The 26,873-nt window shown below is 63.6% G+C and carries 26 protein-coding genes and 1 tRNA gene; 10 read left to right on the top strand and 17 right to left on the bottom strand.

Annotated features, from left to right (window positions below; genetic code table 11):
• Positions 1-33: 33 nt before the first annotated feature.
• The 5 genes from C725_RS10410 to rpmF are packed head-to-tail and all read right to left on the bottom strand — an operon-like array spanning position 34 to position 3,156.
• Positions 34-504 carry a MerR family transcriptional regulator gene (locus C725_RS10410; RefSeq protein WP_008602680.1) on the bottom strand — a complete coding sequence of 157 codons (471 nt, stop codon included), beginning with the start codon at positions 502-504 and terminating at the stop codon, positions 34-36.
• 57 nt (positions 505-561) lie between these two features.
• The gene (gene ihfA / locus C725_RS10415) at positions 562-861 is read right to left on the bottom strand and encodes an integration host factor subunit alpha (RefSeq protein WP_008602681.1); all 300 of its coding nucleotides are present in this window, start codon (positions 859-861) and stop codon (positions 562-564) included.
• Between the two features lie 58 nt (positions 862-919).
• Positions 920-1,903, bottom strand: coding sequence for a beta-ketoacyl-ACP synthase III (locus C725_RS10420; RefSeq protein ID WP_008602683.1), 984 nt, complete (start codon positions 1,901-1,903; stop codon positions 920-922).
• A complete protein-coding gene (gene plsX, locus C725_RS10425; protein ID WP_008602684.1) occupies positions 1,900-2,949 on the bottom strand; it encodes a phosphate acyltransferase PlsX in 1,050 nt (349 codons plus the stop codon). Before plsX ends, C725_RS10420 begins: the two co-directional genes overlap by 4 nt.
• Before the next feature lie 27 nt (positions 2,950-2,976).
• Positions 2,977-3,156: a 50S ribosomal protein L32 gene (gene rpmF, locus C725_RS10430; RefSeq protein ID WP_008602686.1), complete on the bottom strand. Its 180-nt coding sequence runs from the start codon at positions 3,154-3,156 to the stop codon at positions 2,977-2,979.
• A gap of 222 nt (positions 3,157-3,378) precedes the next feature.
• On the opposite strand from rpmF, the gene C725_RS10435 reads away from it, so the two are divergent.
• Positions 3,379-3,777 carry an MAPEG family protein gene (locus C725_RS10435; RefSeq protein ID WP_008602688.1) on the top strand — a complete coding sequence of 133 codons (399 nt, stop codon included), beginning with the start codon at positions 3,379-3,381 and terminating at the stop codon, positions 3,775-3,777.
• A 12-nt stretch (positions 3,778-3,789) separates the two neighbouring features.
• Here the strand turns inward: C725_RS10435 and C725_RS10440 are convergent, their stop codons facing one another.
• Positions 3,790-4,449 carry an MBL fold metallo-hydrolase gene (locus tag C725_RS10440; RefSeq protein ID WP_008602690.1) on the bottom strand — a complete coding sequence of 220 codons (660 nt, stop codon included), beginning with the start codon at positions 4,447-4,449 and terminating at the stop codon, positions 3,790-3,792.
• A gap of 103 nt (positions 4,450-4,552) precedes the next feature.
• On the opposite strand from C725_RS10440, the gene pabB reads away from it, so the two are divergent.
• Both pabB and C725_RS10450 read left to right on the top strand, forming a co-directional pair.
• Complete coding sequence (gene pabB, locus C725_RS10445; protein WP_008602693.1) at positions 4,553-6,340, top strand: aminodeoxychorismate synthase component I; 1,788 nt, start codon at positions 4,553-4,555, stop codon at positions 6,338-6,340.
• Between the two features lie 42 nt (positions 6,341-6,382).
• Positions 6,383-7,585 (top strand): pyridoxal phosphate-dependent aminotransferase, encoded by a 1,203-nt coding sequence (locus tag C725_RS10450; RefSeq protein WP_008602695.1) that lies wholly within the window; start codon positions 6,383-6,385, stop codon positions 7,583-7,585.
• 271 nt (positions 7,586-7,856) lie between these two features.
• Here C725_RS10450 and C725_RS10455 read toward each other — a convergent pair whose 3' ends face one another.
• From C725_RS10455 to C725_RS10465, 3 genes are all read right to left on the bottom strand, one after another.
• Positions 7,857-9,119 carry a DUF445 domain-containing protein gene (locus C725_RS10455; protein WP_008602697.1) on the bottom strand — a complete coding sequence of 421 codons (1,263 nt, stop codon included), beginning with the start codon at positions 9,117-9,119 and terminating at the stop codon, positions 7,857-7,859.
• Between the two features lie 139 nt (positions 9,120-9,258).
• On the bottom strand, positions 9,259-12,411 hold the full coding sequence (locus C725_RS10460) for an efflux RND transporter permease subunit (RefSeq protein WP_008602701.1): 3,153 nt from the start codon (positions 12,409-12,411) through the stop codon (positions 9,259-9,261).
• A gap of 11 nt (positions 12,412-12,422) precedes the next feature.
• Positions 12,423-13,610, bottom strand: a complete 1,188-nt coding sequence (locus C725_RS10465) for an efflux RND transporter periplasmic adaptor subunit (protein WP_008602702.1) — start codon at positions 13,608-13,610, stop codon at positions 12,423-12,425.
• 293 nt (positions 13,611-13,903) lie between these two features.
• Between C725_RS10465 and C725_RS10470 the strand changes: the two genes are divergently transcribed.
• The 3 genes from C725_RS10470 to C725_RS10480 all read left to right on the top strand — a co-directional run bounded on the left by C725_RS10470 (position 13,904) and on the right by C725_RS10480 (position 16,024).
• Entirely contained in the window at positions 13,904-14,161 is a 258-nt protein-coding gene (locus C725_RS10470; RefSeq protein WP_008602706.1) for a GlsB/YeaQ/YmgE family stress response membrane protein, read from the top strand.
• A gap of 184 nt (positions 14,162-14,345) precedes the next feature.
• On the top strand, positions 14,346-15,107 hold the full coding sequence (locus tag C725_RS10475) for an SIMPL domain-containing protein (protein WP_078056249.1): 762 nt from the start codon (positions 14,346-14,348) through the stop codon (positions 15,105-15,107).
• A gap of 353 nt (positions 15,108-15,460) precedes the next feature.
• Entirely contained in the window at positions 15,461-16,024 is a 564-nt protein-coding gene (locus C725_RS10480) for a L,D-transpeptidase family protein (protein ID WP_008602711.1), read from the top strand.
• A 123-nt stretch (positions 16,025-16,147) separates the two neighbouring features.
• Here C725_RS10480 and C725_RS10485 read toward each other — a convergent pair whose 3' ends face one another.
• Positions 16,148-17,035, bottom strand: coding sequence for a class I SAM-dependent methyltransferase (locus C725_RS10485; RefSeq protein WP_008602714.1), 888 nt, complete (start codon positions 17,033-17,035; stop codon positions 16,148-16,150).
• Positions 17,036-17,122: 87 nt separating this feature from the next.
• Between C725_RS10485 and C725_RS16210 the strand changes: the two genes are divergently transcribed.
• Both C725_RS16210 and C725_RS10490 read left to right on the top strand, forming a co-directional pair.
• Positions 17,123-17,314: a hypothetical protein gene (locus C725_RS16210; protein WP_008602716.1), complete on the top strand. Its 192-nt coding sequence runs from the start codon at positions 17,123-17,125 to the stop codon at positions 17,312-17,314.
• Positions 17,315-17,346: 32 nt separating this feature from the next.
• Complete coding sequence (locus C725_RS10490) at positions 17,347-18,351, top strand: zinc-dependent alcohol dehydrogenase family protein (RefSeq protein WP_008602717.1); 1,005 nt, start codon at positions 17,347-17,349, stop codon at positions 18,349-18,351.
• 41 nt (positions 18,352-18,392) lie between these two features.
• Here the strand turns inward: C725_RS10490 and C725_RS10495 are convergent, their stop codons facing one another.
• From C725_RS10495 to C725_RS10515, 5 genes are all read right to left on the bottom strand, one after another.
• Positions 18,393-18,656 (bottom strand): DksA/TraR family C4-type zinc finger protein, encoded by a 264-nt coding sequence (locus C725_RS10495; RefSeq protein WP_008602721.1) that lies wholly within the window; start codon positions 18,654-18,656, stop codon positions 18,393-18,395.
• Positions 18,657-18,728: 72 nt separating this feature from the next.
• Positions 18,729-18,977 (bottom strand): hypothetical protein, encoded by a 249-nt coding sequence (locus C725_RS10500; protein WP_008602722.1) that lies wholly within the window; start codon positions 18,975-18,977, stop codon positions 18,729-18,731.
• Positions 18,974-20,512: a TadA family conjugal transfer-associated ATPase gene (locus C725_RS10505; protein WP_008602724.1), complete on the bottom strand. Its 1,539-nt coding sequence runs from the start codon at positions 20,510-20,512 to the stop codon at positions 18,974-18,976. The genes C725_RS10500 and C725_RS10505 overlap by 4 nt, the downstream gene beginning before the upstream one ends.
• 140 nt (positions 20,513-20,652) lie before the next feature.
• Positions 20,653-21,066, bottom strand: coding sequence for an acyl-CoA thioesterase (locus C725_RS10510; RefSeq protein ID WP_008602726.1), 414 nt, complete (start codon positions 21,064-21,066; stop codon positions 20,653-20,655).
• Positions 21,063-23,153, bottom strand: a complete 2,091-nt coding sequence (locus C725_RS10515) for a S9 family peptidase (RefSeq protein WP_038282942.1) — start codon at positions 23,151-23,153, stop codon at positions 21,063-21,065. The genes C725_RS10510 and C725_RS10515 overlap by 4 nt, the downstream gene beginning before the upstream one ends.
• Before the next feature lie 199 nt (positions 23,154-23,352).
• On the opposite strand from C725_RS10515, the gene C725_RS10520 reads away from it, so the two are divergent.
• Positions 23,353-25,149: an aminopeptidase P family protein gene (locus C725_RS10520; protein ID WP_038282944.1), complete on the top strand. Its 1,797-nt coding sequence runs from the start codon at positions 23,353-23,355 to the stop codon at positions 25,147-25,149.
• A 10-nt stretch (positions 25,150-25,159) separates the two neighbouring features.
• Here the strand turns inward: C725_RS10520 and C725_RS16515 are convergent, their stop codons facing one another.
• Positions 25,160-25,300 (bottom strand): hypothetical protein, encoded by a 141-nt coding sequence (locus C725_RS16515; protein ID WP_008602733.1) that lies wholly within the window; start codon positions 25,298-25,300, stop codon positions 25,160-25,162.
• 85 nt (positions 25,301-25,385) lie between these two features.
• On the opposite strand from C725_RS16515, the gene C725_RS10525 reads away from it, so the two are divergent.
• Positions 25,386-25,460, top strand: a tRNA-Thr gene (locus C725_RS10525).
• 42 nt (positions 25,461-25,502) lie between these two features.
• Here the strand turns inward: C725_RS10525 and C725_RS10530 are convergent.
• A complete protein-coding gene (locus C725_RS10530) occupies positions 25,503-26,843 on the bottom strand; it encodes a spinster family MFS transporter (RefSeq protein WP_243442736.1) in 1,341 nt (446 codons plus the stop codon).
• Between the last annotated feature and the right edge of the window lie 30 nt (positions 26,844-26,873).

Raw genomic sequence — 26,873 nt, forward strand, 5'->3', positions numbered from 1 at the left:
GCGCCCTGGCCGCGCTAGCGCCGGAACCGTTCTTCAGACGGAACGGGCGGCATCAAGCGCGCTGGAAAGTCGTGTACGGATCGCACGCAGCTCGCTGAGCATGTCGGCATCCCCTCCGTCCGCCCGCGCCGGCGGGACAGAGAAGGGAAGTCCGCCTTCCGCGGCGGCGCTGCGAGCTTCGTCCGTTTCGGAGCGAGGGATCGGCGCTGCATCGTCTCCCGGGACGGTGCCGACGCCGACATCACCGGCGGCTACCGCCTTCGCTCCGCGTTCCCGCAGAAGCTTCTGCACGCCCTTGATGGTCAGCCCGTCACTGTAGAGAAGGCTGTTGATGGCGCGGAGCAGATCGACATCCTCCGGCCGGTAATAGCGGCGGCCGCCGCCCCGTTTCATCGGTTTGACCTGCGTGAACTTGGTTTCCCAAAAGCGCAGCACATGCTGCGGCACGCCGATGTCGTCGGACACTTCGCTGATGGTGCGGAAGGCGTTGGGAGACTTGGCCAAGGAACCTCCTCAGGTCGCGGCTCGGGCAACGCGTACAGGCACGCCGCCCGAACAGGGTCAATTCTTGTCGTTGATCCGGTCGCGCATGATCTGACTTGGGCGGAAGGTCATGACGCGGCGCGGCTCGATGGGCACTTCCTCGCCCGTTTTCGGATTGCGCCCCATGCGCCGGTTCTTGTCGCGCAGAACGAAGCTGCCGAAGGAAGAAATCTTCACGTTCTCACCGCGCACCAGGGCATCGCCCACGGCGCCCAGCACCGTTTCGACCAGCTGAACGGACTCGCTGCGTGACAGACCCACTTCCTCATGGACCTGATCGCCAAGTTCCGCACGGGTCAGCGTATTCGATTCTGTCATGGCACGGTTCCTGTTGTTGACTGCCCTGAATATCAAAAGTTGGAGGGACCGGAAAGACTTACCAGCGTACGGCGCTCGCCCCCCAGGTGAACCCGCCGCCCATGGCCTCCAGAATCAGAAGATCGCCGGCCTTCACCCGCCCGTCCTGCACGCCCTGATCCAGTGCCAGGGGGACGGAGGCGGCGGACGTGTTGGCGTGCTGGTCGACGGTCACGATGACGCGGTCCATGCCGAGGCCGAGTTTCCGGGCGGTGGCATCGAGGATGCGCAGATTCGCCTGATGCGGCACAATCCAGTCGATCTGCGATTCCTGCAGGTCGGCTGCATCCAGAACCTCTCTCACGACGCCCGCCAGATTGACGACGGCATGGCGGAAGACCTCCCGCCCGGCCATGCGCAGCTTGCCGACGGTTCCGGTGGATGAGGGACCCCCGTCGACGTAAAGAAGCTGATTGTGGGCACCCTCGGCGTGGAGCCGCGTGGCGAGGACGCCCTGACCGGTTGCCTCGTCCGTTTCCTCCGCGATCAAGACGGCCGCGCCCGCTCCGTCGCCGAAAAGGACGCAGGTGCCGCGGTCTTCCCAGTCGAGAATACGGCTGAAGGTTTCCGCGCCGATCAACAGGGCGCGCTTGTGCTGCCCGGCCCTCAGCATCGCCTCGACGATCGAGAGCCCATAAAGAAAGCCGGAACAGACCGCGGCCACGTCGAACGCAGCGCCGTCGCCCATGCCGAGCTTGTTCTGGACGACGGTGGCGGTGGCGGGAAATGTCTGGTCGGGGGTGGCGGTGGCGACCACGAGAAGATCGATGTCGCGTGCGGAAAGACCGGCGGCATCCAGAGCCCTTTGCCCGGCGGCGACGGCAAGATCCGAGGTGAACTCGCCTTCGGCCGCGAGATGCCGCTGGCGAATGCCGGTTCGCTCCACGATCCATTCGTCGCTCGTTTCGACGCGCGATGCCAGATCGGCGTTCGTCACGATATTGGCAGGCAGGTAGCTGCCCGTGCCCACGAACCGGGCGCGGCGAATCGTCTTGCCGCTCATTGTGCCGCTTCCGGCAGGGCGCGGTGCTGTTCGAAGCGGGCAAGATCGGTCGCGATGCGATTGCCGATATCGTCAACGACCAGATCGCGCGCGACGCCGATGGCATTGGCGAAGCCGTCGACATTGGCGCTGCCATGACTTTTCACGACGACGCCGTTCAGCCCCAGAAAGACAGCGCCATTATGGGCATTGGGGTCGAGATGGGAGCGAAGCTGACGAAGAACACGCCGCGACATGATGAACCCGATGATCGAAAACAGGCTGGAACGAAAAGCCCTGCGGAGAAGCTCGACGATAAGCTTGGCCGTGCCCTCCATCGTTTTCAGCGCGACATTGCCGGAAAAGCCGTCCGACACGATGACATCGACGTCGCCGCGGCCGATCTTGTCGCCCTCCACGAAGCCCTCATACTGCATGCCGAGACTGGGTCCGGCCAGGCGCAGCGCGTCGGCCGCCTCCTTATGGTCGTCCGTACCCTTCAATTCCTCCTCACCAATGTTGAGGATGCCAACCTTGGGATGGTCGAGTCCGAGGACGATGCGGGCGAACGCGGCGCCCATGACTGCGAACTGAATCAGATTCTCGTCATCGCATTCGGAGTTCGCGCCGAGGTCCAGCATGACGCTGTCGGTCTTCATCGTCGGCAGGAGAGCGGCAAGCGCCGGACGGTCGATGCCGGGCATGGTCTTCAGCCCAAGCTTCGCAAGCGCCATGAGTGCGCCCGTATTGCCGGCGCTGACGGCCGCATCGGCATCGCCGGCCTTCACGGCGGCGACGGCGAGCCCGATCGAAGACCGGCGCGCGCTGCGCAGCACCTGACTGGGCTTGTCGGTGCCCTTCACCTCGACGTCGGTGTGCTCGACCGTCGAACAGGCTTTCAGCTGCGGAAAATCAGCGAGGGCTGCGTCTATGGTCGCGCGGTCGCCGAACATCAGGAAGCTGAGTTCCGGATAACGCCTGCGCGCGACATCCGCCGCCGCGATCGTAACGGGGGCGCCCTCGTCACCACCCATGACATCGATGGCGATTACAGGACGCGCTACCAAGACGAATTTCCCGCTTTGCGGGCGACGTTAAAGGCCGACCTCGAAAACCTCACGGCCATTATAATGGCCGCACGAACCGCAGACGATGTGCGGCAGCTTGAGTTCGCCGCAATTGGAGCATTCCTGATAGTTCCTGGCTTCCAGGGCGTCGTGCGCGCGGCGTTTGTCCCGGCGGGACGGGGATACTTTTCTTTTCGGGACGGCCATGAGGCACCTGTTCCAGTCGCTGAAATTCCAAGGATCGGCAGCATATGGCGGGGCGCAGGAAAGCAAGCCCCGGACACCGGTGCCGATGAAGGGCCGCTATTTAGCGATTCCCATTTCGGATGCAAGTCCCGCTCTGGCCAGTAAAACGCGAATGGCATAGTTCGATCTGGCAATCCCGAGCCTCCCGGTTCGAGGATCCCCTGCAGGAGGTGGAGATCCATCATGTTTCCCGCAACGCTTCTGACGGCCGGCGCGCTGGGCCTCGTCCTTCTAATCCTGTCGTACCGCGTGGTGCAAATGCGCGTGGCAGGAAAGATTTCGCTGGGCAATGGCGGCGACGAACGCATGCTGGCCCGCACACGGGCGCATGCGAACTTCACCGAATATGCCCCGATGATTCTCGTCCTCATGATGCTTGTCGAGGCCTCCTATGGCGGTGCGGCGCCCTGGGGCCTGTGGCTGGTCGGATTGCTGACGGTTCTCGGCAGGCTGCTGCACGCCCGCGGAATGGCGCTTTCGGCCCCGAACAAGCCGCGGGTGTTCGGCATGGTTCTGACCTTCGGCTGTATCCTCTTCCTCAGCGGTTGGGCGGCGGGTCTCGCCCTCGGCTTTATATTCTAGGCGGCATCCCGTTCAGCCATAGGCGCCGACAAACGGGTTCGTGCGCTTCTCCTGGCCGATGGTCGACATCGGGCCGTGGCCGGGCACGAAGGCCGTGTCCTCCGGCAGGGTGAACAGTTTCTGCTGGATGGCGTCGACAAGCTGCTGATGATTGCCGCGCGGGAAGTCGGTGCGTCCGATCGAGCCCTGGAACAGGACATCCCCGACGATCAGCAGCTTCGAGGGTTCATGATAGAAGACGACATGGCCCGGCGTATGTCCCGGACAGTGGAAAACCGAAAGCGACAAGCGTCCGACGGTCACCATATCGCCCTCGTCCAGCCACCGTTCGGGCGTGAAGGGGCGGGTGCCGATCATGCCGAAGCGCTCGCCCTGCTCGGTGGCCTGATCGATCCAGAACTTGTCCTCAGGATGCGGCCCCTCGATGGGCAGCGATAAATCCTCCGCCAGAACGCCGGCCATGCCGCAATGATCGAGATGCCCATGCGTGATCAGAAGCTTTTCAAGCGTCACGCCCTTCTCGGCAACGACCTGCTTCAGCCGGTCGAGATCGCCGCCGGGATCGACGAGCGCGCCCTTCATCGTCTCGGTGCACCAGAAAAGCGTGCAGTTCTGCTGCAGGGGCGTGACGGGAACGATGCAGGCGGCAAGCGGCGGGGGCGTCTGTGTCATACACCGGAAGATGGGCGGGCGGCGTGGCGGCGTCAATCGGCGCCGGGCCAGACTTCGAACCTGCCTAGCCATGGCGGACCGAGGGGCCTAGAGCGCCGGGGCCATGCTGATCGACCCGGCACGCCCGTTCCTGCTGTTCGACGACGCCCGCCCGTCCGGGTCGGTGCGCGCGTTCCAGGATGCGAGCGCGCGCCTGGAGGCCTACGATCTGGCTGATGTGAACGCCGTTCTGGCAGAGGCGCGGCGCGAATCGGCGCGTGGCCGCTATATCGCGGGCTGTTTGGCATATGAGGCGGGCGGCGCATTCGAGCCGCGCATGGCGGGGACGCAGGCCCCGGGACCGCTCGTGTCCCTGGGCATTTACGAACGGGAACACCGGGGCGACTGGGAGGAGATCGCCGCTTATGTGCGAGGGCGCGAGGCGGAGATCCGCGACCTTCGTCCGCAGGTGGAACGCGCACGCTATGAGCAGTCGTTTCGCCGCATCCTGGAGTATATCGGCGCTGGCGACATTTATCAGGCGAACCTGACCTTCCCGGTAAGCGGCAGCGCAAAGGGACATCCGCTGGCGCTTTACGACCGGCTGCGAAGGACGCAGCAAATGCCCTTCGGGGCCCTGATGCGCGGCGAGGACCGAAGCTGGGTGTTGTCAGCGTCGCCGGAGCTGTTCTTCGGTGTGCGGCGCGGACGCGTCACGGCGCGGCCGATGAAGGGCACGGCGCGCCGACGCCCCTTGCCTGCGGACGACCTTGCGGCGCGGCGGGAACTCGCCGCGGATCCGAAGAACCGGGCTGAAAACCTGATGATCACCGACCTGATCAGGAATGACTTGTCACGGATCGCCGCCCCGGGCTCGGTCGAGGTCCACGGAGCCTTTGCCGTCGAAAGCTATCCGACGGTTCATCAAATGGTGACGACCGTAAAGGCGAAACTGGCAGAGGGACGCGACGCCTTCGACGTGCTGGCGGCGATGTTCCCGTGCGGTTCGATCACCGGAGCGCCGAAAGTGCGGGCGGCGCAGATCATCGATGAGGTCGAGGCGGGGCCGCGCGGTCTCTATACCGGCAGCCTCTGCTGGTTCGCGCCGACCGGCGATGCCTGCGCCAGCGTGGCGATCCGTACTGCGGTGCTCGAGGGAAAAAGGCCGGACGCGGCGGCTGCGAGGTTTCGCATGGGCGTGGGTGCCGGTATCGTTGCGGACTCGCGGGCGGACGCGGAATGGAACGAAACGCTGGACAAGGCTGCCTTTCTGACGTGCCGCTCGCGGCCCTTCCATCTGATCGAAACCATGCGTTTCGATCCGCAGGAAGGCGTCGTGCGGCTGGCCCTGCATATGATGCGGCTGGAGGCGAGCGCGAAGCGCCTGGGCTTTACGGTCAGCACCCATGCAATCGGGAATTTGCTGCAGGCCGCCACGGGGCGGCTGATGTCGGCGCGGCGTGTCAGGCTGGTGCTCGCCCGCGACGGCACCCATGCCGTGCATATCGGACCGCTGCCGGAGGGGCGCGGCCCGCTTCGCGCCGCCCTGTTTCCGCTGCCTGTGGAGCCGGATGACATCAGGCTCTACCATAAGACCAGCGACCGGGAATTTTACGATACCGCCCGCCGCGCCTCGCAAGCGGACGAAGTCGTTTTCGTGCGTCCCGATGGCCTGCTGACCGAGGGCAGCTTTACCAACCTGTTCGTGAAGCGCGGCGACATCTTCCTGACGCCGCCGGCTAAGCGCGGCCTCTTGCCGGGCGTATTGCGCGGCGAGATGCTGCAATCGGGTTTGGCGCATGAAGCCGATCTGACGCCGGACGATCTTACCGCCGGAGAGGTTTTTCTCGGCAACTCGCTCAGGGGGTTGATGCGCGTTTCCGATGTTGCACGTGCGAAGGGGCAAGCCTAGACCGCGCTCTCCGCAACAAAACCCGCGAAGGAGGCGAGGTCAGTGGCATTTCTTTCCAAGGCTGTCGGCAGAATCGAACCGTCCCCAACCGTGGCGGTAACGACGCGCGCCAACGAGCTGAAGGCGGAAGGCCGCGACGTCATCGGCCTTGGTGCAGGCGAACCGGACTTCGCCGTTCCCGAACATGCGCGAGAGGCGGCGATACAGGCCGTCCGCGACGGGAAGAGCAAATATACCGCGCCGGACGGTACGCCCGAATTGAAGGATGCGGTACGGGCGAAATTCAAGCGCGAGAACGGCCTGGATTTCACGCGCGACGAAGTGACGATCAATGTCGGCGGCAAGCATTCCATCTTCAATGCCTTCATGGCCACGATTGATTCCGGCGACGAGGTCATCATACCGGCGCCCTATTGGGTCAGCTATCCCGACGTCGTGCAGTTCGCGGGGGGCACGCCGGTCTTCATCCGCGCCGGCGCGGAGCAGGGGTTCAAGATCACGCCTGCGCAGCTGGAGGCGGCGATCACGCCGCGTACGAAGTGGTTCGTGTTCAACTCGCCCTCCAATCCTACGGGCGCGGCCTATACGCGCGGGGAGATCGAGGCTCTGATCGCAGTGCTGCGTCGCCACCCGCATGTATGGATCATGGCGGACGACATTTACGAGCATATCACCTACGAGGATTTCGAGTTCTTCACCATTGCGCAGCTGGCGCCGGATCTGGCCGGCCGTACGCTGACCGTGAACGGGGCATCGAAAGCCTATTCGATGACCGGCTGGCGTATCGGATATGCCGCTGGCCCCCGCGAACTGATGCGGGCCATCGCAAAACTTCAGTCGCAATCGACGACAAACCCCTGCGCCATCGCTCAGGAAGCAGCGCGGGCCGCGCTCGAAGGGCCGCAGGACTTCCTGAAGGACCGGGCGGACGCCTTTCAGAAGCGGCGTGATCTGGTGCTGGATATGCTTGGCGAGATCGATGGGCTCAGCCTCGTGAAGCCGATGGGCGCCTTCTACGTCTATCCGGATTGTTCAGGCCTGATCGGACGCAGGACGCCGGACGGAAAGACGATCGAAACGGACGAGGATCTGGCGACCTATTTGCTGGAGGCGGAAGGCTGCGCCGTGGTCCACGGCAGGGCCTTTGGGCTGTCGCCGGCGTTCCGAATTTCCTACGCCGTTTCCTCCGATGTTCTGGAGGAAGCCTGCACGCGCATTCAGCGGGCCTGTGCAGCGCTGAGTTGAACCGGGTATTTCCTTCGGCGGACCGTGCGTCCCGCCGTGCGGAATATCGGGGGATACGATCACTGTGCACGTAAATAGCCATTGGATCATACGGACGTTCGGCGGCAGGAACCTGCCGCAGGCGATCGGCACAACTCTCCGCTGCGGACAAGTCCCTCCCCTCCCGCGTGGCGGCGAACTTGCCGGTCGAAGTCCAGTCGGTGGCGACTCCCCCCTCTCGCCCTGACGGATCCCGGAGCGGCAGTGCGGCGGCACTGCCGCTCCCTTTATTTCAGAGCAGGGTGACGAGCCCGTGCAAGATAACCCCGACGAGGCCGCCGACGAGCGTGCCATTCACACGGATGAATTGCAGATCGCGTCCCACGGCGCGCTCCAGCCGGTCGCTGACCGTTTGCGTATCCCAGCGCTTCACCGTGTCGGAGACGACGGCGACGATCTGATCCCCATAATCGGCGACGGCTCCGGTCACGATGCGGCGGGCATATTTGTTGAGCGACCGGCGCAGCGCCGGGTCGGCCTCTATCGTGCTTCCGAACGCCCTGATGCCGTCACCCACCCGGCCGGACAAGACTTGCGCCCCCCCGTCCTTCAGACCGCTACGCATTGAGGCCTTCAAATTGCCCCAGATGCCGTCGAGGAAACGCGCCAGTTCGGGATTGTCGAGCATCTCGTTCTTCCACCGCTCGACCTTTTCCTTCGTTTCGGGAAGATATTGCAGGTCGAAGGCGACGTCCTTTATCGCGATCATGATTTTGATGCGGAGCGGGTGCTGCGGATCGTAGGCCATGTCGTTCAGCAGCTTTCTGAGGCCGCTAATGATGGCGTTCGCAACGCGGTCGTCGATGCCCGCCATGCGCAAGAACCACTGCGTACGCTCCTCCACCAGGCCGCGGATCAGAAACTCGTTTTCGTCGAGAATACGCGCGCCCCAGATCACAGCGCTGTCGAACACAGGCTGCAGCCGCCCCTCGTCCAGCGAACGGTCGAGGATCCGGCCGGCAAGCGGCGCGACCTCAAGGCGTCTGAGGTTCGACGAAATCCCGTGACGAACCAGGTCGGACAAAGCCTCATTGTCTGCGGCATCGAGGAGTTGCACCGCAAAGCGAGCGAAGCCGCCGCGCCCCAATCCCGAGCCGGTAGGGGAGGGGGCGGCAAGCCAGCGGCCGGCCGCCCCGGCCATGTCGATGCCGGCCAAGCGCCGCGCGACAATGGCCGGCGTCAGGAAATTGCGTTTCAGGAATCCGGCCAGATTGTCGGCCAGCCGCTCCTTGTTCCTCGGCAGAATGGCCGTGTGCGGGATGGGCAGGCCCAGCGGATGGCGGAAAAGGGCGACGACTGCGAACCAGTCGGCCAGGCCGCCCACAAGCGCCGCCTCGGAGAACGCCTGCAGATAGCCGGTCCAGACAGCGCCCTCCGGCAAGGCCGTGTGCGTGATGACGAAGATCGCCGCCATCAGGACAAGAAGCCCGGTCGCGACCAGACGCATGCGCCGGGCGGGGTGCGGCTGGAACATGCCGAAGGGGGCGCCGATCATCGCTGCACCGCTGCCTCTTCAGCGCCGAGACCGGCACCGCATGTGATCTGACCTCCGCTCATCAAGCTCTCAAAGGCGAAACCGGGCGGCGGGTTCCGCTCGCGGGCGGGAATCCCCAAGCGCCGCTGCGGCAGGCCGATCATTCCGCCGGCTGGTGCGTCCCTTCGCCAGACCGCTCCGGCGGCGTTTCGCCGGGCTTGTTCACGAGTCCTCCGAACAATCCGTAGAGCTTACGCTCGACGTCGTCCGCCAGGCTGAAAGATGCCGGCACGATCAGCAGCGTGAGCAGTGTCGAAAGGGTGAGGCCGCCAATGACGACAATGCCCATCGGCGCGCGCCATGCGCCGTCCCCGGACAAGGCGAGCGCGGTCGGCACCATGCCTGCCACCATGGCGATGGTGGTCATGACGATGGGCTGCGCACGCTTTCTGCCGGCATCGAGGATCGCCGTCCGGCGCGGTACGCCTGCGGCCATTTCCTCAAGCGCGAAGTCGATCAGCAGGATCGAGTTCTTCGCAACGATGCCAAGCAGCATCAGAAGGCCGATAAGGACCGGGAAGGAAATCGGGTCGCCGGTAATGTGAATTGCCAGCGCGCCGCCAAGAGGAGCCAGGAGAAGCGAGCCCATGTTCACGAACGGCGGCATGATGCGCTTGTAGAGTAGCACGAGCACCGCGAAGACGAGCAGGATTCCGGAGACGACAGCAATGAAGAATTGCGTCATCAGATCCGCCTCGATCTTCGACATGCCGAATTCCACGCGCGTGACGCCGGGCGGCAGGTCCTGCATGGTAGGCAGGCTGAACTGCGCAATGCGATTGCCCTCGCCGGCAACGACACCTTCCTTCAGGTCTGCGCTGACGACGATGCGGTCCTGCTGATTGAAGCGGCGCAGCTGCGAAGGACCGGAACCGAAACCGATGTCGGCAATGGCCTTCAGCGGGACCGATCCGCCTGTCACGGTCGGGACCGGCAGGTTTTGAAGCGTGGCGATATCCTGGCGAGAACCGGTGGGCAGCATGACCCGGATCGGAATTTGCCGATCGGAAAGCGAGAATTTCGCCACGTTCTGATCGATGTCGCCCATCGTCGCGATCCGGATCGTCTGGCTGAGAGCCGCCGTCGTGACGCCCAGATCGGCTGCCAGCGCGAAATCGGGCCGGATGACCACCTCTGGCCGCTGAAGGTCGCCATCGATGCGCGGCGCGACAAAGGTTTCGCTGCGTGCCTGCATGTCAGCGACGACCTTCTGCGCGGTTTCCTGCAGCAGTTCGGGGTCGGAGCCTGCCAGCATCACGTTGACCGGCCTGCTACCGCCGCCAAAGCCCTCATTCGCGTCGAACGCCACACGCGCATCGGCAAAGTTGGCAAGCTCTGGACCCAGTTCCCGCATATATTCGGTGCTGGTCCGCTCGCGCTCTTCCACAAGGCTGGCCCGGACGCGGCCGGTGCCCACCTCGATCGTCGAGAAGACGCGGTCGGTTTCGGGCTGCTCCAGAAGGAAGCTGGCAACCGCTTCGGTCGTGCGGCCGGTCTGTTCCAGCGTTGCGCCCGGCGGCATTTCGATGTCGACCGCGACGGAATCCTCATCCACCTGCGGATTGAGCGTGAAGGGAAGGGTGGAGAAGGCGATGACCGTGGCGACGAGTGCCAGAAATCCGGCCCCGAGCACCCAGACGCGGTGGTCCAGGAACATCGCGAGAAAGCGGTGGATGCCGCCACGCTTCGCATGCTCGACGGCGCGGTCCCGATCGATCGTCCAGCGCAATACGCGCTCATAGGCGTTGATCATCCCCCCCTCCGCATGCTCGCGGTGCCCGTGCGGACGAAGAAGATAGGCGGCCATGAGCGGCGTCACCATGCGCGCGACGGCGAGGCTGAACAGGACGGCCGCGACGATGGTCAGGCCGAACGGTTTGAAGAACTGCCCCGGTATGCCGTCCATCAATGCCACCGGCAGGAACACCGCGACGATGGAGAAGGTCGTGGCGACGACGGCGAGGCCGATCTCGTCCGCGGCGTCCATCGCCGCCTGGAAGGGTGTTTTCCCCATGCGCATGTGCCGGACGATGTTCTCGATCTCCACGATCGCGTCGTCGACGAGAACGCCGGCCACGAGCGCGAGCGCCAAAAGCGTCAGATTGTTGAGCGTAAAGCCCATAAGGCCCATGAACCAGAAGGTCGGGATGGCAGACAGCGGAATGGCCGTGGCGGCGATCAGCATGGCGCGCCAGTCGCGCAGGAACAGGAACACCACGATGACGGCCAGGAAGGCGCCCTCGATCAGGGCCGCCATCGACGCCTCATACTGCTCGATCGTGTAGGTATAGGTCGTGAAGATCGGAGTGAACCGCACGCCAGGGACCTCCTGTTCGATCTTGCGAAGCTCGTCCATCGACGCTTCCCAGACCGCCACGTCGCTCGCGCCCTTCGCGCGCGTCAGCGACATCGAAAGTGCCTGCACCCCGTTCACGGTCGAATATTGCCGCTGCTCGGCATAGCCGTCACGAATGTTGGCCACCTCGGACAGGGCGATATTGCGGCCGGCGCCCAGACTGATCTGTGTGCGGCCGAGCGCGTAGATATCGGTCGCATTGCCGAGCACGCGGACGGACTGCTCGCTGCCTGCGATCTCCGTACGACCGCCGGCCGCGTTGAGGTTGAGCTGGCGAAGCTGTGCGTTCACCTGTGCGGCGGTGATCCCCTGGGCCTGCAGACGCTGGGGATCGAGTTCGACCCGGACCTCTCGCTCGACACCGCCGCCGCGGCTGACGGAGGCCATGCCGGGAATGGAAAGCAGGCGCTTTGAAACCGTATCGTCTATAAACCACGACAGTTCTTCCAGCGTCATGTCGCTGGCCTCGACGGACAGATAGCCGATCCAGCCGCCCTCGTTCATACGCATGACGCGCGGCTCCAGAATCCCCTCCGGCAGGTCGCTGCGGATGTTCGTGACCGCGTCGCGCACATCGTTGACGGCGCGGTCGATGGGCGTCCCGATATTAAACTGAACGAAGGTTTCCGAGGATCCTTCGGAAATCGTGGAGGTGATCTCGTCGATGCCCTCCACGCTGCGGATCGCCGCCTCCACGCGCTGGGTCACCTGCGTCTTCAGTTCCTCGGGTGCCGCGCCGGGCTGGGAGACCTGTACGATCGCCGCCGGAAAGGAGATGTCGGGCTGCTGGTTGACGTCCAGTCTCGTGAAACTGACGAGGCCCGCCAGCGTCAGCGCGATAAACAGGACGATCGGAACGACCGGGTTGCGGATCGACCAGGAGGAGATGTTGCGCATCGCGTTTCTCCTCAGGCCGGATCTTCGGCGCGGGCCGGTTCGATCTTGTCGCCCTCGTTCAGGAAGGCGCCGGCGCTTTCCACGACCCGCTCGCTGCCATCGAGACCGGACAGAATGACGACGCCGGTCGAGCTGATCGAGCCCACTTCGATCGGTGTCCGCTTCACCGTGTCGTCGGCATTCACCGTGTAGACATAGCTGTCGCCGACGTCGCCCAGCACCGCGGATTCCGGCAGGACCGGGCGGTCGGCGGATCCCGTCTCTATGGTCGCGGTCGCAAAGGCACCGGGCCGCACCTTGCGGTCGCCGCGAATGACGATACGCGCCGTGCCCTGGCGCGACTGTGCGTCGACAACGGGATCAACCAAGGACACCGTGCCGCGATATACGGTCGGGCTGCCGGAAATACGGATTTCCGCGCCCTGACCCACCTCAACCTGCGACAGGTCCTGCTCGGGGACGAGTGCGCGAAGTTCCATCTGTCCGCTCTGGGCGATGCGGAACAGCGCGGCGGAGCCGGAACCTACGACCTGGCCGGGTTCGACAGCACGTGTCAGGATGAGTCCACCCTCTGGCGCACGAACGTCGAGCTGCCCCAGACGCGCCTGAGACTCCTCAAGCTGTGCCTGTGCGATGTTCACCTGAGCGGCCGCGGCGTCCCGCGTTGCCGTACGCCGGTCGATGTCCGCGTTCGAGATGAAGCCCCGGTCGACAAGCTGCTCTGCGCGGGTCAGTTCCGATTCGGCCAGTTTCAGATCGGCGCGGGCCTGCGCGACCGCCGCGCGAAGCTGCTCGACCTGCTGCACCTGGACGCGGCGATCGATCCTGGCGAGCACCTGCCCCTCTCGCACGAAATCCCCTTCCTTGACGAGAACGCTCATCACCATGCCGCCCTGGCCCTGCACGCCGACGGGCAGGTCGCGCGTCGCGGCAATGCTGCCTGTCACGCGCACGTTTGCGGTGACCGGATTGGAACCGGGAACGAGCACCGTCACGCGCGGCGCCGTTCCCGGACCGGCGTCCGGGCTGACAGCCGCCCCGCCTGCGGCTTCGTCTCCGTCACCGCGAAGCAGAAAGAACGCGGCGAGTATGATTGCGCCGAGCACCACCGCCGCCAACACCCATTTGGCAGCTGGCGAAAAGCGGCGGCTTCGCGCCGGGATGTCGTCGACCGGCCTGGCCCCAAGGCGCTCGTGCATATTCATTCTCTTTGCTTGCTCCACTCCGCGTCGGCGCTTCGCCCGATCGCCATGTGTGTTACGCGAATAAGTCACCTATCGCAAGCCGCTTGTTCCACTTCGGCTTGCTGTCTGACACGCGTCGTTCGCATCGTTTCTTCGTGCGCGCGGCTTGGGAGAAGCCGATAGCGCAGGTCCGAATTCTGCACAATTGTTCTGGCGCAACAGCCGTCCGGAAAGTTGGGAGCGTGCGGGAAACTTACGGCGGGAGGTTCGTTAGAAAGATCAGGATAACTAAAAAAGGGATGTGCATTATGGGTATTCTGACCTGGATCGTAATCGGCCTTATCGCCGGTATCCTTGCGAAGTTCATTATGCCGGGGCGTGATCCCGGGGGCATCATCGTAACGATCCTGATCGGCATCGCAGGCGGCCTGATCGGTGGTTTTATCGGCAGCGCGATCTTCAATGTCGGCATGGAGGGTTTCAGCATTCAGAGCATCATCGTCGCGACTTTGGGCGCGATACTGCTGCTGTGGCTCTACCGGGTTTTTCGTCGCCGCAGCGTCTGAATCTTTATTATTCAAAACAGAAGAGTCGCTTCCGGATGAATATCCGGGGCGGCTTTTCGCTGCGTGCCGTTCATTCTGCGCTTAACCGCGCGCTCGTATCGAAGTGCATCGCAAAGCCTCGCCGGCTGGGATCGCACGCTGATCACACTTCGAAAAGGCCGAACATGTGGAAAGGAAATCGGACATGCACATCCTGCGCCTCCGCCTGCGAACGCAGGCGCTCGCTCTCGCTACCGCTGCCCCGCTCCTCCTCGCGCTTGCGGGAACGGGATCGGCCGCTGCCCAGCAGATGCCTCCGGTCGTGACTGGAGACATTCCGCAAACCACGCTGCTGACCGTGTCGGCAGAGGGCGAGGTGAAGATCGCCCCCGATATGGCGGAGGTCCGGTCGGGCGTCGTGACGCAGGCTGCCACGGCAGGCGATGCCTTAGCCCAGAACCGCACGCGCATGGAACGGGCGGTTCAGGCGATCACGGATTCAGGGATCCCCAAGAAAGATATCCAGACCAGCAATCTGACGTTGAACCCCGAATATCGCTATGAGGATGGGCAGCAGCCGCAAATCACCGGCTACCGCGCCGAAAACCAGGTCCGCATCACGATGCGCAGTCTGGAGGATGCCGGACGGGTGCTGGATGCCCTGGTTGCGGTTGGGGCCAATCAGCTCAGCGGCCCGGACTTCATGGTCGAGGATCGGGAGAATGCGCTGAATGCGGCCCGGCAGGATGCCGTGCAGAAGGCGCGTGCGCGGGCCGAGCTTTACGCAGCCGCCGCCGGCATGAGTGTCGGCCGGATCGTGTCCATCGTGGAGGCCGGCGCATCGACGCCGCCGCCGCCGATGCCGATGATGGCTATGCGTGCGGAAGCGGCGGATGCCTCCTCTCCCGTCGAACCGGGTGAAGTGACGCTGACCAGCGGGGTAACGGTCGTTTTCGAACTTCGTTGATCTGCCGATCCTTAGTCAGAGTAGGGGCTCCGGCGACGAACCGCCGGGGCCTTTTTTCGTCGCGAGCGGGGCATTTTGGAAAGTCAACGGTCCGGAACGGAAAAAACGGTCAACCGTTCTCAATACAGTGCGACGTGAATGCCGGCATTGGTCCGGACAATTCGGGAGGGGGGCGTCGATAGATGACATCCTGACCGGAGTTCGACATGATTAACCAGCGCCGTAATACGCACCCAAACCCGACTTCATCCAAATCTTTCAAACTCAAGGTTTTGGCGTCGGCCATACTTCTGGGTGCCGGTACACAATTGTTGCCGGTTGGACCGGCACTTGCGGAGAGTGACGAGGCAATCTTGGAGGCGAATGCCCCGGGAACGAGCGCCGATCCCTTCGAGGCGGCCCTGGAGCCGGGCGACTTCATCTGGCAACCGGAGCTTGCCGAAACCGGCCAGATTCACGCCTATGTCGACCTGGGGGCGCAGCTCGTTACCGTGTATCGGGGCAACACGCGGATTGGCGTTTCGACGATTTCGTCGGGCATGGAGGGCTACGAGACGCCGACGGGTGTTTTCGAAATCCTGCAAAAGAAGGTCGAACATTATTCGAACCTCTACAATGACGCGCCCATGCCCTACATGCAGCGCCTCACCTGGGACGGCATCGCTTTTCACGTCGGGAAGCTTCCGGGCGAGGCGGCCAGTCATGGGTGCATCCGCCTGCCGGAAGAGTTTGCCGTGAAGTTCTTCGAAGCGACTGAAATGGGCGCGCCGGTGGAGATTGTCGGCACGACCGGCAGTCCGGATGTGACGCTGGCCGCGAACGAAACGCGGGAGATGCCCTTGACGCCGCGCCAGCAAACCGCTGCGCTCAACAAGGCGGCGGCAAGCGGGACATTCGAAGTGGCGATGACGGAATAAGCTCGGCGGCAACTCCGCTGACCCACTCGAAAGAATGGGCGCCCCGCTTTTCCCGGAAGGGATTCGCCGGCAGGGCTTGAAGGCGCGGAAGAGTGATGGCTTCCGCGCCTTCTTCTATCCGCGTCAGGCGGGCTTTCGAAACTTCAACGTCATGCGGTCCGACTCGCCGATTGCGACGTACTTGTCACGGTCGGTCTCTCCATTGGTCAGGGTCGGCGGCAAGGTCCACACGCCTTTCTCATAGTCGGCCGTATCCTTTGGATTGGCGTTGACCTCGCTCTCATCCACGAGTTCAAATCCAGCATCTTCGGCCATCTTCACAACGGTGGAGCGCTTCATATATCCGCTCTCGTCCATCCGGGCATCCTCGGCATCTTCCGGCAGGCGGTGTTCGACCACGCCCAAAATGCCGCCGGGTTTCAGCGCCGTGTAAAAAGCCGAAAAGGCCTCCGGAGCCCAGCCGCCAATGTAGAAATTATGGATGTTGCGGAAGGTGAGAACCATGTCGGCGGTACCGGCAGGCGCCAGCGTATCCGTATTCCCCTTCGCGAAGACGGTCCGTTCGGTGTTCGCATAGACGGGGTTCCCCGCCAGCTTTTCATCGAACCCGGCCACAGAGCGTGCCGCGCCTTCGGAGCTCTCAGGGTTGGTGTGTGCGGCGTAGAGCGTTCCCTGCGGTCCAAGAGCGCCCGCGAGGACCTCCGTGTACCAGCCGCCCCCGGGTGCGATCTCCACGACGGTCATTCCCGGGCGCAGGCCAAAGAACTCCAGCGTTTCAGCGGGATGGCGAAACGCATCGCGCGCCCGGTTCTCCGCGCTTCGCTGTTCGCCGGCAAGAACGGAATCGTAATCAACGGAGGCCCCAGGCGCGGCCATTTCCGCCGTCTGCGGGGTTTCCGCGCTTGCGCCGTCTTCGCCAACGTCGCCCCCGAGCGAGGATTCGCCCTCCGGCGTGCAGGCCGCCACCATGGCGAGGACGGTGCCCGCCATCAGCAATGTCTTCATCTTCATATCGATCGCTCCCCAAAATCAGTTTTCGCCGGGACCAGCCCTCCAGCTGTTCTGGTCTCTAGGCCCACAGGCGCTATTTGGCGAGCCGTGAGCTATGAAACGACCCTCGCCGGCATGGGCATTTGCATCGTCCTGATTCTCGTCAGCTGGGCAGCTCAGCGACGTCCGCGACGCGACATTTTCCGCGTCCCCTGGTTTCCCTGGAACGCCGTCATGCTGCTTTCGCTGATCCTGTTTGTTTTGATGGCGGCGAATCTGCTGTCGGTCTGGCGAGGATAGGCGTCGCAACGAGAAGGTAGGAACGCAGGGCTATGAAACTGGTGACCGTACGAAAGCCGGGGGGCCTCGATAAGCTGGAGGTGCAGGAGCGGGACGAGCCGATGCCGCGCGCCGGTCAGGTGCTGGTCCGCGTACGGGCAAGCTCCCTCAATTATCATGACTACGTCGTCTGCATCGGCGGTATTCCCACGCCGGATGGCCGCATTCCCATGTCCGATGGCGCCGGGGAGGTGATCGCGGTTGGAGAAGGTGTCTCCCGCTGGAAACCGGGCGACCATGTGCTCTCGGCCTTCTTTCCGGATTGGAGGACCGGTCCGCCGCGGGCCGCGACGTTCGCCAGCGTGCCCGGGGACGGAGCGGACGGGTTCGCGGCGGAATATGTCGCGATGCCCGAAAGCGCCTTCACGCGGATGCCGGAGGGTTATGATTTTCAGGCGGCGGCGACATTGCCCTGCGCCGCGCTGACGGCCTGGCGCGCGCTTACGGTAGAAGCGCGGATCAAGCCCGGCGACTGGGTACTGGTTCAGGGGACAGGCGGCGTCAGCATCTTCGCGTTGCAATTCGCCAAGGCCGCCGGGGCGCGCGTGATCGCCACATCCTCTTCGGACGAAAAGTTGGAGCGTGTCCGCAAGCTGGGCGCCGATCACACGATCAATTACAAGGAAACACCGGAATGGGGCCGGGCGGCCTTCGAGATGACAGATGGCCGGGGCGTGGACGAGATCGTGGAGATCGGCGGGCCCGGAACGCTGGCGCAGTCGATCAAGGCCGCGCGCGTCAATGGTCATATCTCCTTGATCGGGGTGCTGACCGGCGTCTCGGGAGAGGTGCCGACGGCGGCGTTCTTCTCGAAGAATCTGCGCATGGACGGCATCACCGTCGGCAGCCAGTCGATGCAGGAGGATATGATCCGCGCCATCGAGGCGAACGGGATCGAGCCGGTCATCGACACAGGCTTTCCGCTGGAAAACCTCGCCGATGCCTTTCGCCACCAGGAGGCGCAGAAGCATTTCGGCAAGATCGTTCTGGACATCTGACACTAGGCAGCGTGGGCGGTTGCGGCCCGCGAAGCCGAAACCTAGCGGAGTTGGCTATCCTTCGAACCGCGGCGGTTGAATGCCGAATGCTGAAGACGCTCGTCCCGTCCGGACTGGCATTGGACACAGGTCCGTACACCGGGCAGGGCCTCTCTTCGGCGGCGGGGAATCTCCTCCTCGCACTCCTCGCAATATTCCAGGCTCTCACCCGAAGGCATGCGTGAGCGTGCCCCGCTGACGGCATCCTTCACCGTGTCGTCGATCTGGTCCTGAACGGCGCCATCGCGCGACCATCCGCCTGCCATTTCGCTTGCCTCTACGTCCTGTTTTCCTTTGCAAACATGGGTCCAAGATGCGGCAAGTTCAACAGGATGGCATCAGTCGTATTTGCCCTCCACAGGGCGGCAGACGGCGACCGCGCGCTTGGAAAGGATCAGCATCTCGCCATCCTCGGCCAGAAAGGGAAAGAAGGGGCGGGAATCGTTCAGACAGTCGAGGACGCGTTCGCCCAGACCCACGAACATCTGGCCGCACAGGTTGGTGCCGTCGTCCAGAACCAGTTCGACGGCGGCCTTCTCCTTAGAGCGGATGCGACGGCGCGGCGCGACGGGGGTCATGTCGGTCACAGGCAAGCCTCCAGAAGGGGTTTTTCAAAGCCGAAACTCTTCGCCTTTTCGAGAGCATGGGGGCGCAGGCCCATCGAACGATATTCGCCGACGATGCGGCCGTCATCGCCCTCCTCCAGATACTGAAATTTGAACAGTTCCTGCGTAACGATCACATTTCCCTCCATGCCGCAGACTTCCGTGATGGAGGTGCAGCGGCGCGACCCGTCTCGCAGGCGCTTCACCTGCACGATGATGTCTACCGAATCGGCGATCTGACGGGTGATCGCCTCCTTCGGGATCTTGATGTCGCCCATCATGACCATGTTCTCCATGCGAGCGAGGCATTCGCGCGGGCTGTTGGAGTGCAGCGTACACATCGAACCGTCATGCCCCGTGTTCATCGCGGCAAGTAGATCGAAACATTCCTGACCGCGGATCTCGCCGAGAATTACCCGATCGGGGCGCATGCGCAGGGAGTTGATGATCAGGTCGCGGATGCTGATCGCGCCCTTTCCCTCCAGATTGGCGGGACGCGTCTCCAGGGGCAGCACATGCGGCTGTTGCAGTCGCAGCTCGGCGGCGTCCTCGATGGTGATCGTACGCTCGCCCGGATCGATCATCTTCGACAGCGCGTTCAACATCGTCGTCTTGCCCGATCCGGTGCCGCCGGAAATGACGATGTTGAAGCGGCTGGCGGCGAAGATCTTCAGCGCCGTGCACATTTTCTCGTCCAGCGCCCCCCAGTTCGCCAGCATGTCGAGCGTTATGGGCTTGTCCGAAAACTTACGGATGGAGATCGCCGTGCCCTTCAGGCTGAGCGGCGGTACGATGACGTTGACGCGGCTGCCGTCTTCCAGACGGGCATCGGCCAGCGGCGTCGTCTGGTCGACACGGCGGCCGACACGGTTCACGATGCGCTGCGCGATCTGATAAAGATGTTCCTCGTCGCGAAAGCGGATATTGGCCAGTTCCAGCTTGCCGTTCTTCTCGACGAACGTCTGGCTCGGGCCGTTCACCATGATGTCGGTGATTTTCTGGTCCGCCAGCAGATCTTCCAGCGGGCCGAGGCCAAGAAGCTCGTCGACGAGGACCTTCTCCAGCATCAACTGCTCCTTGCGGTTCAGGTTGATCCTGAGTTCCGCCAGCACTTCGCCGATGATCGGTCCGAATTCCTCCGAAAGCTCGTTCTTGTTGAGCTGCGCGGCGGCTTCGGGATCGATGCGCTCCAGCAGGCGGGGCATGACCTGATCCTTGATGCGCGAAATGGTCATCTCGAGATCGCCCTGTCGCGATTCGAGAGAGCCAGCCGACGACCGCCCACGCTGTTCCAGCCGGTTGAGAGCGTCACGCGTCGAATCGCCCGGAAGGTCGGTGACAGGTTCCGGCGTCGGCGGCACGGCCGCCGATTGCGCCATCACCGAGTCGTCATCGTTTAGCGCCGCATCCTGGTCCGCAACATCAAGCGCCGCGTTGCCGGAAGCGGCGCCAAACATAGGTCGCCGCGCGCCGATGCCCGCACCGATAGACCCTGTCCGCCTGCCGAAGGAACTCATGCAACACCTCGCCGTCTTCGCCTGCTCTCGGGCGCACCGTTCCGGGTGCGTTTCCGTTTCAAAGAGGGCTCTAGGGAATCGAGGTAACGATATTCCTAACCAAAACGGATGTTATTCGCACCGGTCCGCTACCAAGCCGTTCAAGACCGGAACGGCGCCACAAGATCACCTCGCACGCGCAAAGGGCGCATCGTTTGCCGGTCGAGAAGGGCCCACCAGGTCCGGGCGGCGACGCGGACGTCCCCATCGGGACCGGTGATCTCCACGAAACGATCGAAACGCGCGCCCTGCGGCGATCCCACCCAGGTCGACAGGATGACCTCTTCACCAGGAAGGGTCGGCTTCCGATAGTCGATTTCGTGACGCACGACGACCCATATATGGTTCTCCTGCGCAGATGCCGGGGCGACCGCGCGCCAGTGCGCCGTGGCGATGTCCTGAATCCAGCGGACATAGACCGCGTTGTTGACGTGCCCCAATTCGTCGATGTCGGCCGCCGTGGCCGTGCGCCGCTGCTGGAAGGGGCGGGCGGGGCGTGTCCCGCCCGCACTCATTCGCCGTCTGCCGGATTGCCGTTCTGGGTCAGGAAGAACGCAATTTCCTCAGCCTTTTCATAAAGCGAGTCGAAACGGCCCGACTTTCCGCCATGGCCCGCGCCCATGTTCGTTTTCAGGAGAAGGACATTGTCGTCGGTCTTCACATCGCGCAGCTTTGCGACCCACTTCGCCGGCTCCCAATAGGTGACGCGCGGGTCGTTGAGCCCGGCGGTGACGAGCAGCGGCGGATAGGCGTGCGCGCCGACCTGGTCGTAGGGCGAGTAGCTGCGCAGCAGCTCGAAATCCGCCTGGCTGTCGATGGGATTGCCCCATTCCTGCCACTCGCCCGGCGTCAGCGGCAGGGAGGCGTCGAGCATGGTGTTGAGAACGTCGACGAACGGCACATGCGCAGCGACGGCGCCGAACAGGTCCGGCGCCTGGTTGACGACGGCGCCCATCAGTTCGCCGCCAGCGGATCCGCCCGACGCCGCAATGCGTCCTTCGGATGTATAGCCAGCCTGGACGAGCCCGCGGCCCACGTCGACGAAGTCGTTGAACGTGTTGGTGCGCTTCTTCAACTTGCCGTCGAGGTACCACTGATAGCCGAGATCGTCGCCGCCGCGGATATGCGCGATAGCGAAAGCATAACCCCGGTCGAGCAGCGACAGGCGGCTGGCCGCGAAGCCCGGTGGAACGGCATAACCATATGCGCCGTAGGCATAGAGGTGGAGCGGGCGGCTGCCATCCTTCGGGAAACCCTTCTTGTAGACGATGGAGACCGGCACCTCCGTCCCGTCCCGCGCTGTGATCGACAGGCGCTCCGTGGCGTAATCATCGGGATCGTACCCGGAGGGAATCTCGGCGACCTTCAATGTCTGCAGGCTGCCGTTCGCCAGGTCGTAGTCGAACACCGTGTCGGGCGTAACCATGGACTGGTAGCTGAGGCGCAGCGTGTCCGCGCGGTATTCCGGATTGTTTCCAAGGCCCGCAGTGTAGCTTGCTTCGGGAAATTCGACATAGCGGGCACTACCGGTCGCCGGATCGATCAGGCGAACCTGATCCAGACCCTCGACCCGTTCCTCGACGGCGATGACGTTTTCGAAGCTGGTCAGCCCGCGCAGATAATTGGCGTCCGATCCGGGGATCAGTTCAGTCCATTCGGACGGGGCGGCGACGGGGGCGGTGACGATGCGGAAATTGGGATGCGTGTCGTTGACGCGGATGAACAGCTGGTCGCCGCGCACGTCGACATCATATTCCCGGTCCTCTTCGCGCGCCGAGATCAGCACCGGCTCGGCAGAGAAATCGCTGGTCGGCAGCAGCCGCACTTCGCTCGTGGTATTGGTGCCGGTCGACAGGATCGCGAAATCCCGGGATTGGGAGCGGCCGATGCCGACCCCGAACTCCTCGTCCGCCTCCCGGTAGATCTCCTTGTCGGCGGACTGCGGCGTGCCGAGCACATGATGGAGGACGACCTTCGACCGCCAGTTCTCATCGGCGTCCGTGTACAGAAAGCTGTTCGAATCCGCCGCCCAGACCAAGCCGTAGCGCCAGTTTTCGATCGTGTCGTCCAACACCTCTCCCGTCTCGAGATTCTTGACGCGCAGCGTGAAACGCTCGGACCCGTCATCGTCGACGGCATAGGCCAGGAGCTTGCCGTCAGGGCTGACCTCCAGTCCGCCGAGGCGGAAATACTCGGCATTCGCGGCGAGGGCCGGCTCGTCGAGGATGGTGACCGTCTTCCCGCCGCCCGCTGGCCGCCGGTACCATTTGCGGTATTGAGATCCCTCGTCGAAGGCCCACCAATATTCGTAATCGCCGTCCTTCTGCGGAACGGAGGCGTCGTCTTCCTTCACGCGCGCCTTCAATTCCGCGAACAGCGTGTCGATCAGCCCCTGATGCGGTGCCATCACCGCCTCGAAATAGGCGTTCTCCGCCTTCAGATAGGCCAGCACGTCCTGATCATCGACCGTGGGGTAGGAGGCGTCGCGCAGCCAGGCATAAGGATCTTCGACGGTGATCCCGTGATGGGTGAATTCGTGCGGCCGCTGCTCGGCATCGGGAGGGGTGAGGGTCGTTCGTTCGGCGGTCGTTCGTTCGGACATGGATCCGGTTTCATCTCCAGTCTGGCGGCCCGTCTGGGCGCTGGCGGCGGCGGGAAGCGCGGCTGCGGCTGCCGCGGCCGATAGAGCGGCCAGCGCCGCGAGCGTTTGCGTCTTCATGGGCGGCAGGATTGGCACGGCTCGGCGCGCTTGGGAAGGGGGCCGACTTGTTTGCGAACGCAGCGCGCGCAATATGGTCCGCATGTCTACTTATCATGATCGCATCGCCGCGCTTCGCGCGCAGTTGAAGCAGCAGAACCTGGATGGGTTCGTCATTCCGCTGACCGACGAGCACATGTCGGAATATGTCGGCGACTATGCCCGCCGGCTGGCGTGGCTTACCGGCTTTCAGGGTTCGGCCGGAACGGCGGCACTGACGCTGGAGGATGCCGCGATCTTTACCGACGGGCGCTATACGGTGCAGGTCCGCGAGCAGGTCGACGGCAGCGTCTATTCCTATGAGGACGTGCCCCGCGTACAGGTCGCCGATTGGCTGCAGAAGAAGGCGAAGCCGGGCACGCGCATCGGCTATGATGCCTGGCTGCACACGCGCAAATGGGTGAACGCCGCGCATGCGAAGCTGAAGGCCAAGGGCGTCGAGCTGGTACCCGTGGATCGCAACCCGATCGATGGCGTGTGGCAGGATCAGCCCGACCCCTCGGGCGCGCCGGTTCTGGTGCACGAGGATGTTCAGGCCGGACGCAGCTCTGCCGAGAAGCGTGCCGACATTGCCGCCTGGTTGAAGGAGGAGGGCGCCGACGGTGTTGTCATCGCCGCGCTCGATTCCGTCGCCTGGCTGTTCAACATTCGCGGCAGCGATGTCAGCCATACGCCGGTCGCGCTGAGCTTTGCCATCGTGAATGCGGATGGCAGCGCGCGCCTGTTCATCGATCCAGCCAAAATATCGGACGAGGTCCGTTCCCATCTTGGCAAGGATGTCACCGTCGAGCCGCGCACGGATTTCGGCGCGGCGCTGTCCGGCATGTCCGGCAAGAAGATGATGGTCGATCCCGATACGGCCGTTGCCGCGATCTTCCAGCTTCTCGGCGATGCCGGCGCGCAGGTTCGGGAGGCGCGCGACCCCGCCATTCTGGCAAAGGCCATCAAGAACGGCACGGAGATCGAGGGCAGCCGCACCGCGCATATTCGCGACGGCGCAGCCATCGTCCGCTTTCTGAAATGGTTCGCGGACGAGGCGCCGAAGGGCGAGCTCGACGAACTGACGGCGGCCGACAAGCTGGAGAGCATCCGCCGCGAATCCAACCTGCTGATGGACCTCAGCTTCGACACGATTTCCGGCACTGGCAAGCATGCCGCCATGCCGCACTACCGCGTGACGCCGGAATCGAGCCTGACGATCGAGAAGAATTCGATCTATCTGGTCGATTCCGGCGGCCAGTACCGGGACGGAACCACGGATATCACCCGCACGATGGTGAACGGAACGCCGACGGCGGAGATGAAGGACCGCTTCACCCGCGTTCTGAAGGGCCATATCGCGCTGGCGACGGCGGTGTTCCCGGACGGTACGACGGGCGGCCAACTCGACGCCTTTGCGCGTCAGTTCCTATGGCAGGCCGGCGTCGACTATGGCCATGGCACTGGGCACGGTGTCGGAAGCTTTTTGGGTGTGCACGAGGGGCCGCAGCGCATCTCGCCCGCCAACTATCCCGGGGCCGGTGCGTCGGAACCGCTGCGTGAGGGCATGATCCTTTCGAACGAGCCCGGCTATTACAAGGCGGGCGAGTTCGGCATCCGCATCGAGAATCTGGTCGTCGTCGAGAAGCGCGAGATCGAAGGCATGGAGGGTGATTTCCTGGGGTTCGAGACCGTCACCTTCGCGCCCATCGCACTCGATCTCATCGACGAAAGCCTGCTGACCGATTTTGAGCGGCAATGGCTGAACGACTACCACGCCCAGGTGCGAGAGAAGATCGGGCCGCAGCTGTCCGACGATGCGGACCGTAAATGGCTGGAGGACGCGACGCGTGCAATCTGAAGGTGCGCGATCAATCCCTCTTTGAGGACTCCGGCGGCGGGGCGGCGGTATCGTCCGCTTCCCCGCGGGCCGCGGCCTTCCGCCGGCGAAGATTGTCGCGCAGCGCCTTTGCCAGCCTTTCCTGCTTTTCCGTGTCTTTCACGCCCGTCATTCTTCGCCTTCGCTTGACATTCACCCCGCTCCCCTCATAGCAGGCGCGCACCCGGTCTGGTCACCCCTGTCGTGACACGCCCGATGCTGCCGTAGCTCAGTGGTAGAGCGCACCCTTGGTAAGGGTGAGGTCGAGAGTTCAATCCTCTCCGGCAGCACCAGTTTCCTGTTATGCGAATATCGCGGCTGCCGGATTGGCAGCCTCATGCCGGTTGCATCTTGGCCTCTGCCCGCTCTGCCTCGATCCGCTTCAGGAACACGCCGCCGCGCCAGTAGTGCCAGATCGCCCACGGGGTCATCATGGCGATGGTGAACAAACTCCAGCGCAGCGATTCGGCGTCGTTCAGACCGAACCAGCCCTGATACTGCAAAGATATGACCCCAACGGCGGTCGGGCCGATGCCGAGGCCGATCAGGTTGATGATGAACAGCGTGATCGCCGCCCAGACGGCCCGCATCCTGAGCGGTGCCAGGCCCTGTATCAGCGCGAATGTGGGGCCGAGATAGCAGGACTGGAGAAGCAGCGCCACCGCATAGGCGCCGGCAGCCAGATAGATGTCGTCGACAAGGTAGAAGATAAGGAGGAAAGGGAACGCGCAGGTCTTCAGCGCGAAGATCATCCAGGACTGCGTATGCAGGCCGAACCGCGCGGCCAGTCGGTCTGCCAGCTTGCCGCCGCCGATGGTGCCGGCGACACCGGCCAGCGCCAGCACCGGCGCATAATAGTTGGCGATCTGGAATTCGGTCATCTGGAAGTTGCGGATCAAGTAGGCAGGCGACCAGAGCGAAAGGCCGTAGCCGATCAAAGATGTGATGGTCACCCCCATGACCAGATGCACGGCGGCCGGGTTCTTCCACATGGCCTTGAAACTGGCGGAAATGGAAGGGGCGTCGTCAGCCACCGCCTTTTGCAGGTCCGACATTCCCCGGGGCGGTTCCACGGCGAAAAGGCGCACCAGGATCGCGAGTATGACCCCCGGAATGCCGACCACCAGGAACGCGGTTCGCCAGTCAAAGAAATGCGTGACATTGCCGCCGAGAAAGGTGCCCATGAACGCGCCGAGAGTTACGCCCAGCGAATAGATGGCAAGTGCGCTGGCTCGCTTCTCCGCAGGATAAAGGTCGGCGATCATGGAATGGCTGGGCGGGGAGGAGCCTGCTTCGCCCACGCCGACGCCAATGCGAGCGAGAAGCAATTGGACGAAATTCTGCGCCAGACCGCACAGCGCGGTCATGCCGCTCCAGACGGTCAGTGCAACGGCAATGATGTTGCGGCGGTTCTTGCGGTCGGCAAGGGACGCGATGGGGATGCCGAGGGTGGCGTAGAAAAGTGCAAAGGCGATGCCGGACAGATAGCCGAGCTGCGCGTCATTCAGCAGCAGGTCGGCCTTTATATCCTCCAGCAGGATCGAGAGGATCTGCCGGTCCATATACGAGAAGAAATAGGTCGCGGTGAGCAGGAACAGCGTCACCTTTCGCGCGGAAGATGACACTTCCGGCAGGACGGTGTTCGCGTCCCCGGCCATTGGCTTCGACAAACTCACACCTCCCCGCAGCGTTATCGTTCAAGGCTT

The sequence above is a fragment of the Pacificimonas flava genome, from assembly GCF_000342165.1.
GTDB classification, from domain to species: Bacteria; Pseudomonadota; Alphaproteobacteria; order Sphingomonadales; family Sphingomonadaceae; genus Pacificimonas; species Pacificimonas flava.

Bases quoted from the DNA above. Each gene is read 5' to 3' on its own strand.
- C725_RS10510 (WP_008602726.1), bottom strand. From the start codon at position 21,066: ATGAGTGCGGGCGGGACACGCCCCGCCCGCCCCTTCCAGCAGCGGCGC.
- C725_RS10485 (WP_008602714.1), bottom strand. From the start codon at position 17,035: ATGAAGATGAAGACATTGCTGATGGCGGGCACCGTCCTCGCCATGGTG.
- C725_RS10460 (WP_008602701.1), bottom strand. From the start codon at position 12,411: ATGCGCAACATCTCCTCCTGGTCGATCCGCAACCCGGTCGTTCCGATC.
- C725_RS10420 (WP_008602683.1), bottom strand. From the start codon at position 1,903: ATGAGCGGCAAGACGATTCGCCGCGCCCGGTTCGTGGGCACGGGCAGC.
- ihfA (WP_008602681.1), bottom strand. From the start codon at position 861: ATGACAGAATCGAATACGCTGACCCGTGCGGAACTTGGCGATCAGGTC.
- C725_RS10520 (WP_038282944.1), top strand. From the start codon at position 23,353: ATGTCTACTTATCATGATCGCATCGCCGCGCTTCGCGCGCAGTTGAAG.
- C725_RS10435 (WP_008602688.1), top strand. From the start codon at position 3,379: ATGTTTCCCGCAACGCTTCTGACGGCCGGCGCGCTGGGCCTCGTCCTT.
- C725_RS10465 (WP_008602702.1), bottom strand. From the start codon at position 13,610: ATGCACGAGCGCCTTGGGGCCAGGCCGGTCGACGACATCCCGGCGCGA.
- C725_RS16515 (WP_008602733.1), bottom strand. From the start codon at position 25,300: ATGACGGGCGTGAAAGACACGGAAAAGCAGGAAAGGCTGGCAAAGGCG.
- C725_RS10440 (WP_008602690.1), bottom strand. From the start codon at position 4,449: ATGACACAGACGCCCCCGCCGCTTGCCGCCTGCATCGTTCCCGTCACG.
- C725_RS10490 (WP_008602717.1), top strand. From the start codon at position 17,347: ATGAAACTGGTGACCGTACGAAAGCCGGGGGGCCTCGATAAGCTGGAG.
- C725_RS10475 (WP_078056249.1), top strand. From the start codon at position 14,346: ATGCACATCCTGCGCCTCCGCCTGCGAACGCAGGCGCTCGCTCTCGCT.
- rpmF (WP_008602686.1), bottom strand. From the start codon at position 3,156: ATGGCCGTCCCGAAAAGAAAAGTATCCCCGTCCCGCCGGGACAAACGC.
- C725_RS10515 (WP_038282942.1), bottom strand. From the start codon at position 23,153: ATGTCCGAACGAACGACCGCCGAACGAACGACCCTCACCCCTCCCGAT.
- C725_RS10505 (WP_008602724.1), bottom strand. From the start codon at position 20,512: ATGAGTTCCTTCGGCAGGCGGACAGGGTCTATCGGTGCGGGCATCGGC.
- C725_RS10495 (WP_008602721.1), bottom strand. From the start codon at position 18,656: ATGGCAGGCGGATGGTCGCGCGATGGCGCCGTTCAGGACCAGATCGAC.
- C725_RS10455 (WP_008602697.1), bottom strand. From the start codon at position 9,119: ATGATCGGCGCCCCCTTCGGCATGTTCCAGCCGCACCCCGCCCGGCGC.
- C725_RS10470 (WP_008602706.1), top strand. From the start codon at position 13,904: ATGGGTATTCTGACCTGGATCGTAATCGGCCTTATCGCCGGTATCCTT.
- pabB (WP_008602693.1), top strand. From the start codon at position 4,553: ATGCTGATCGACCCGGCACGCCCGTTCCTGCTGTTCGACGACGCCCGC.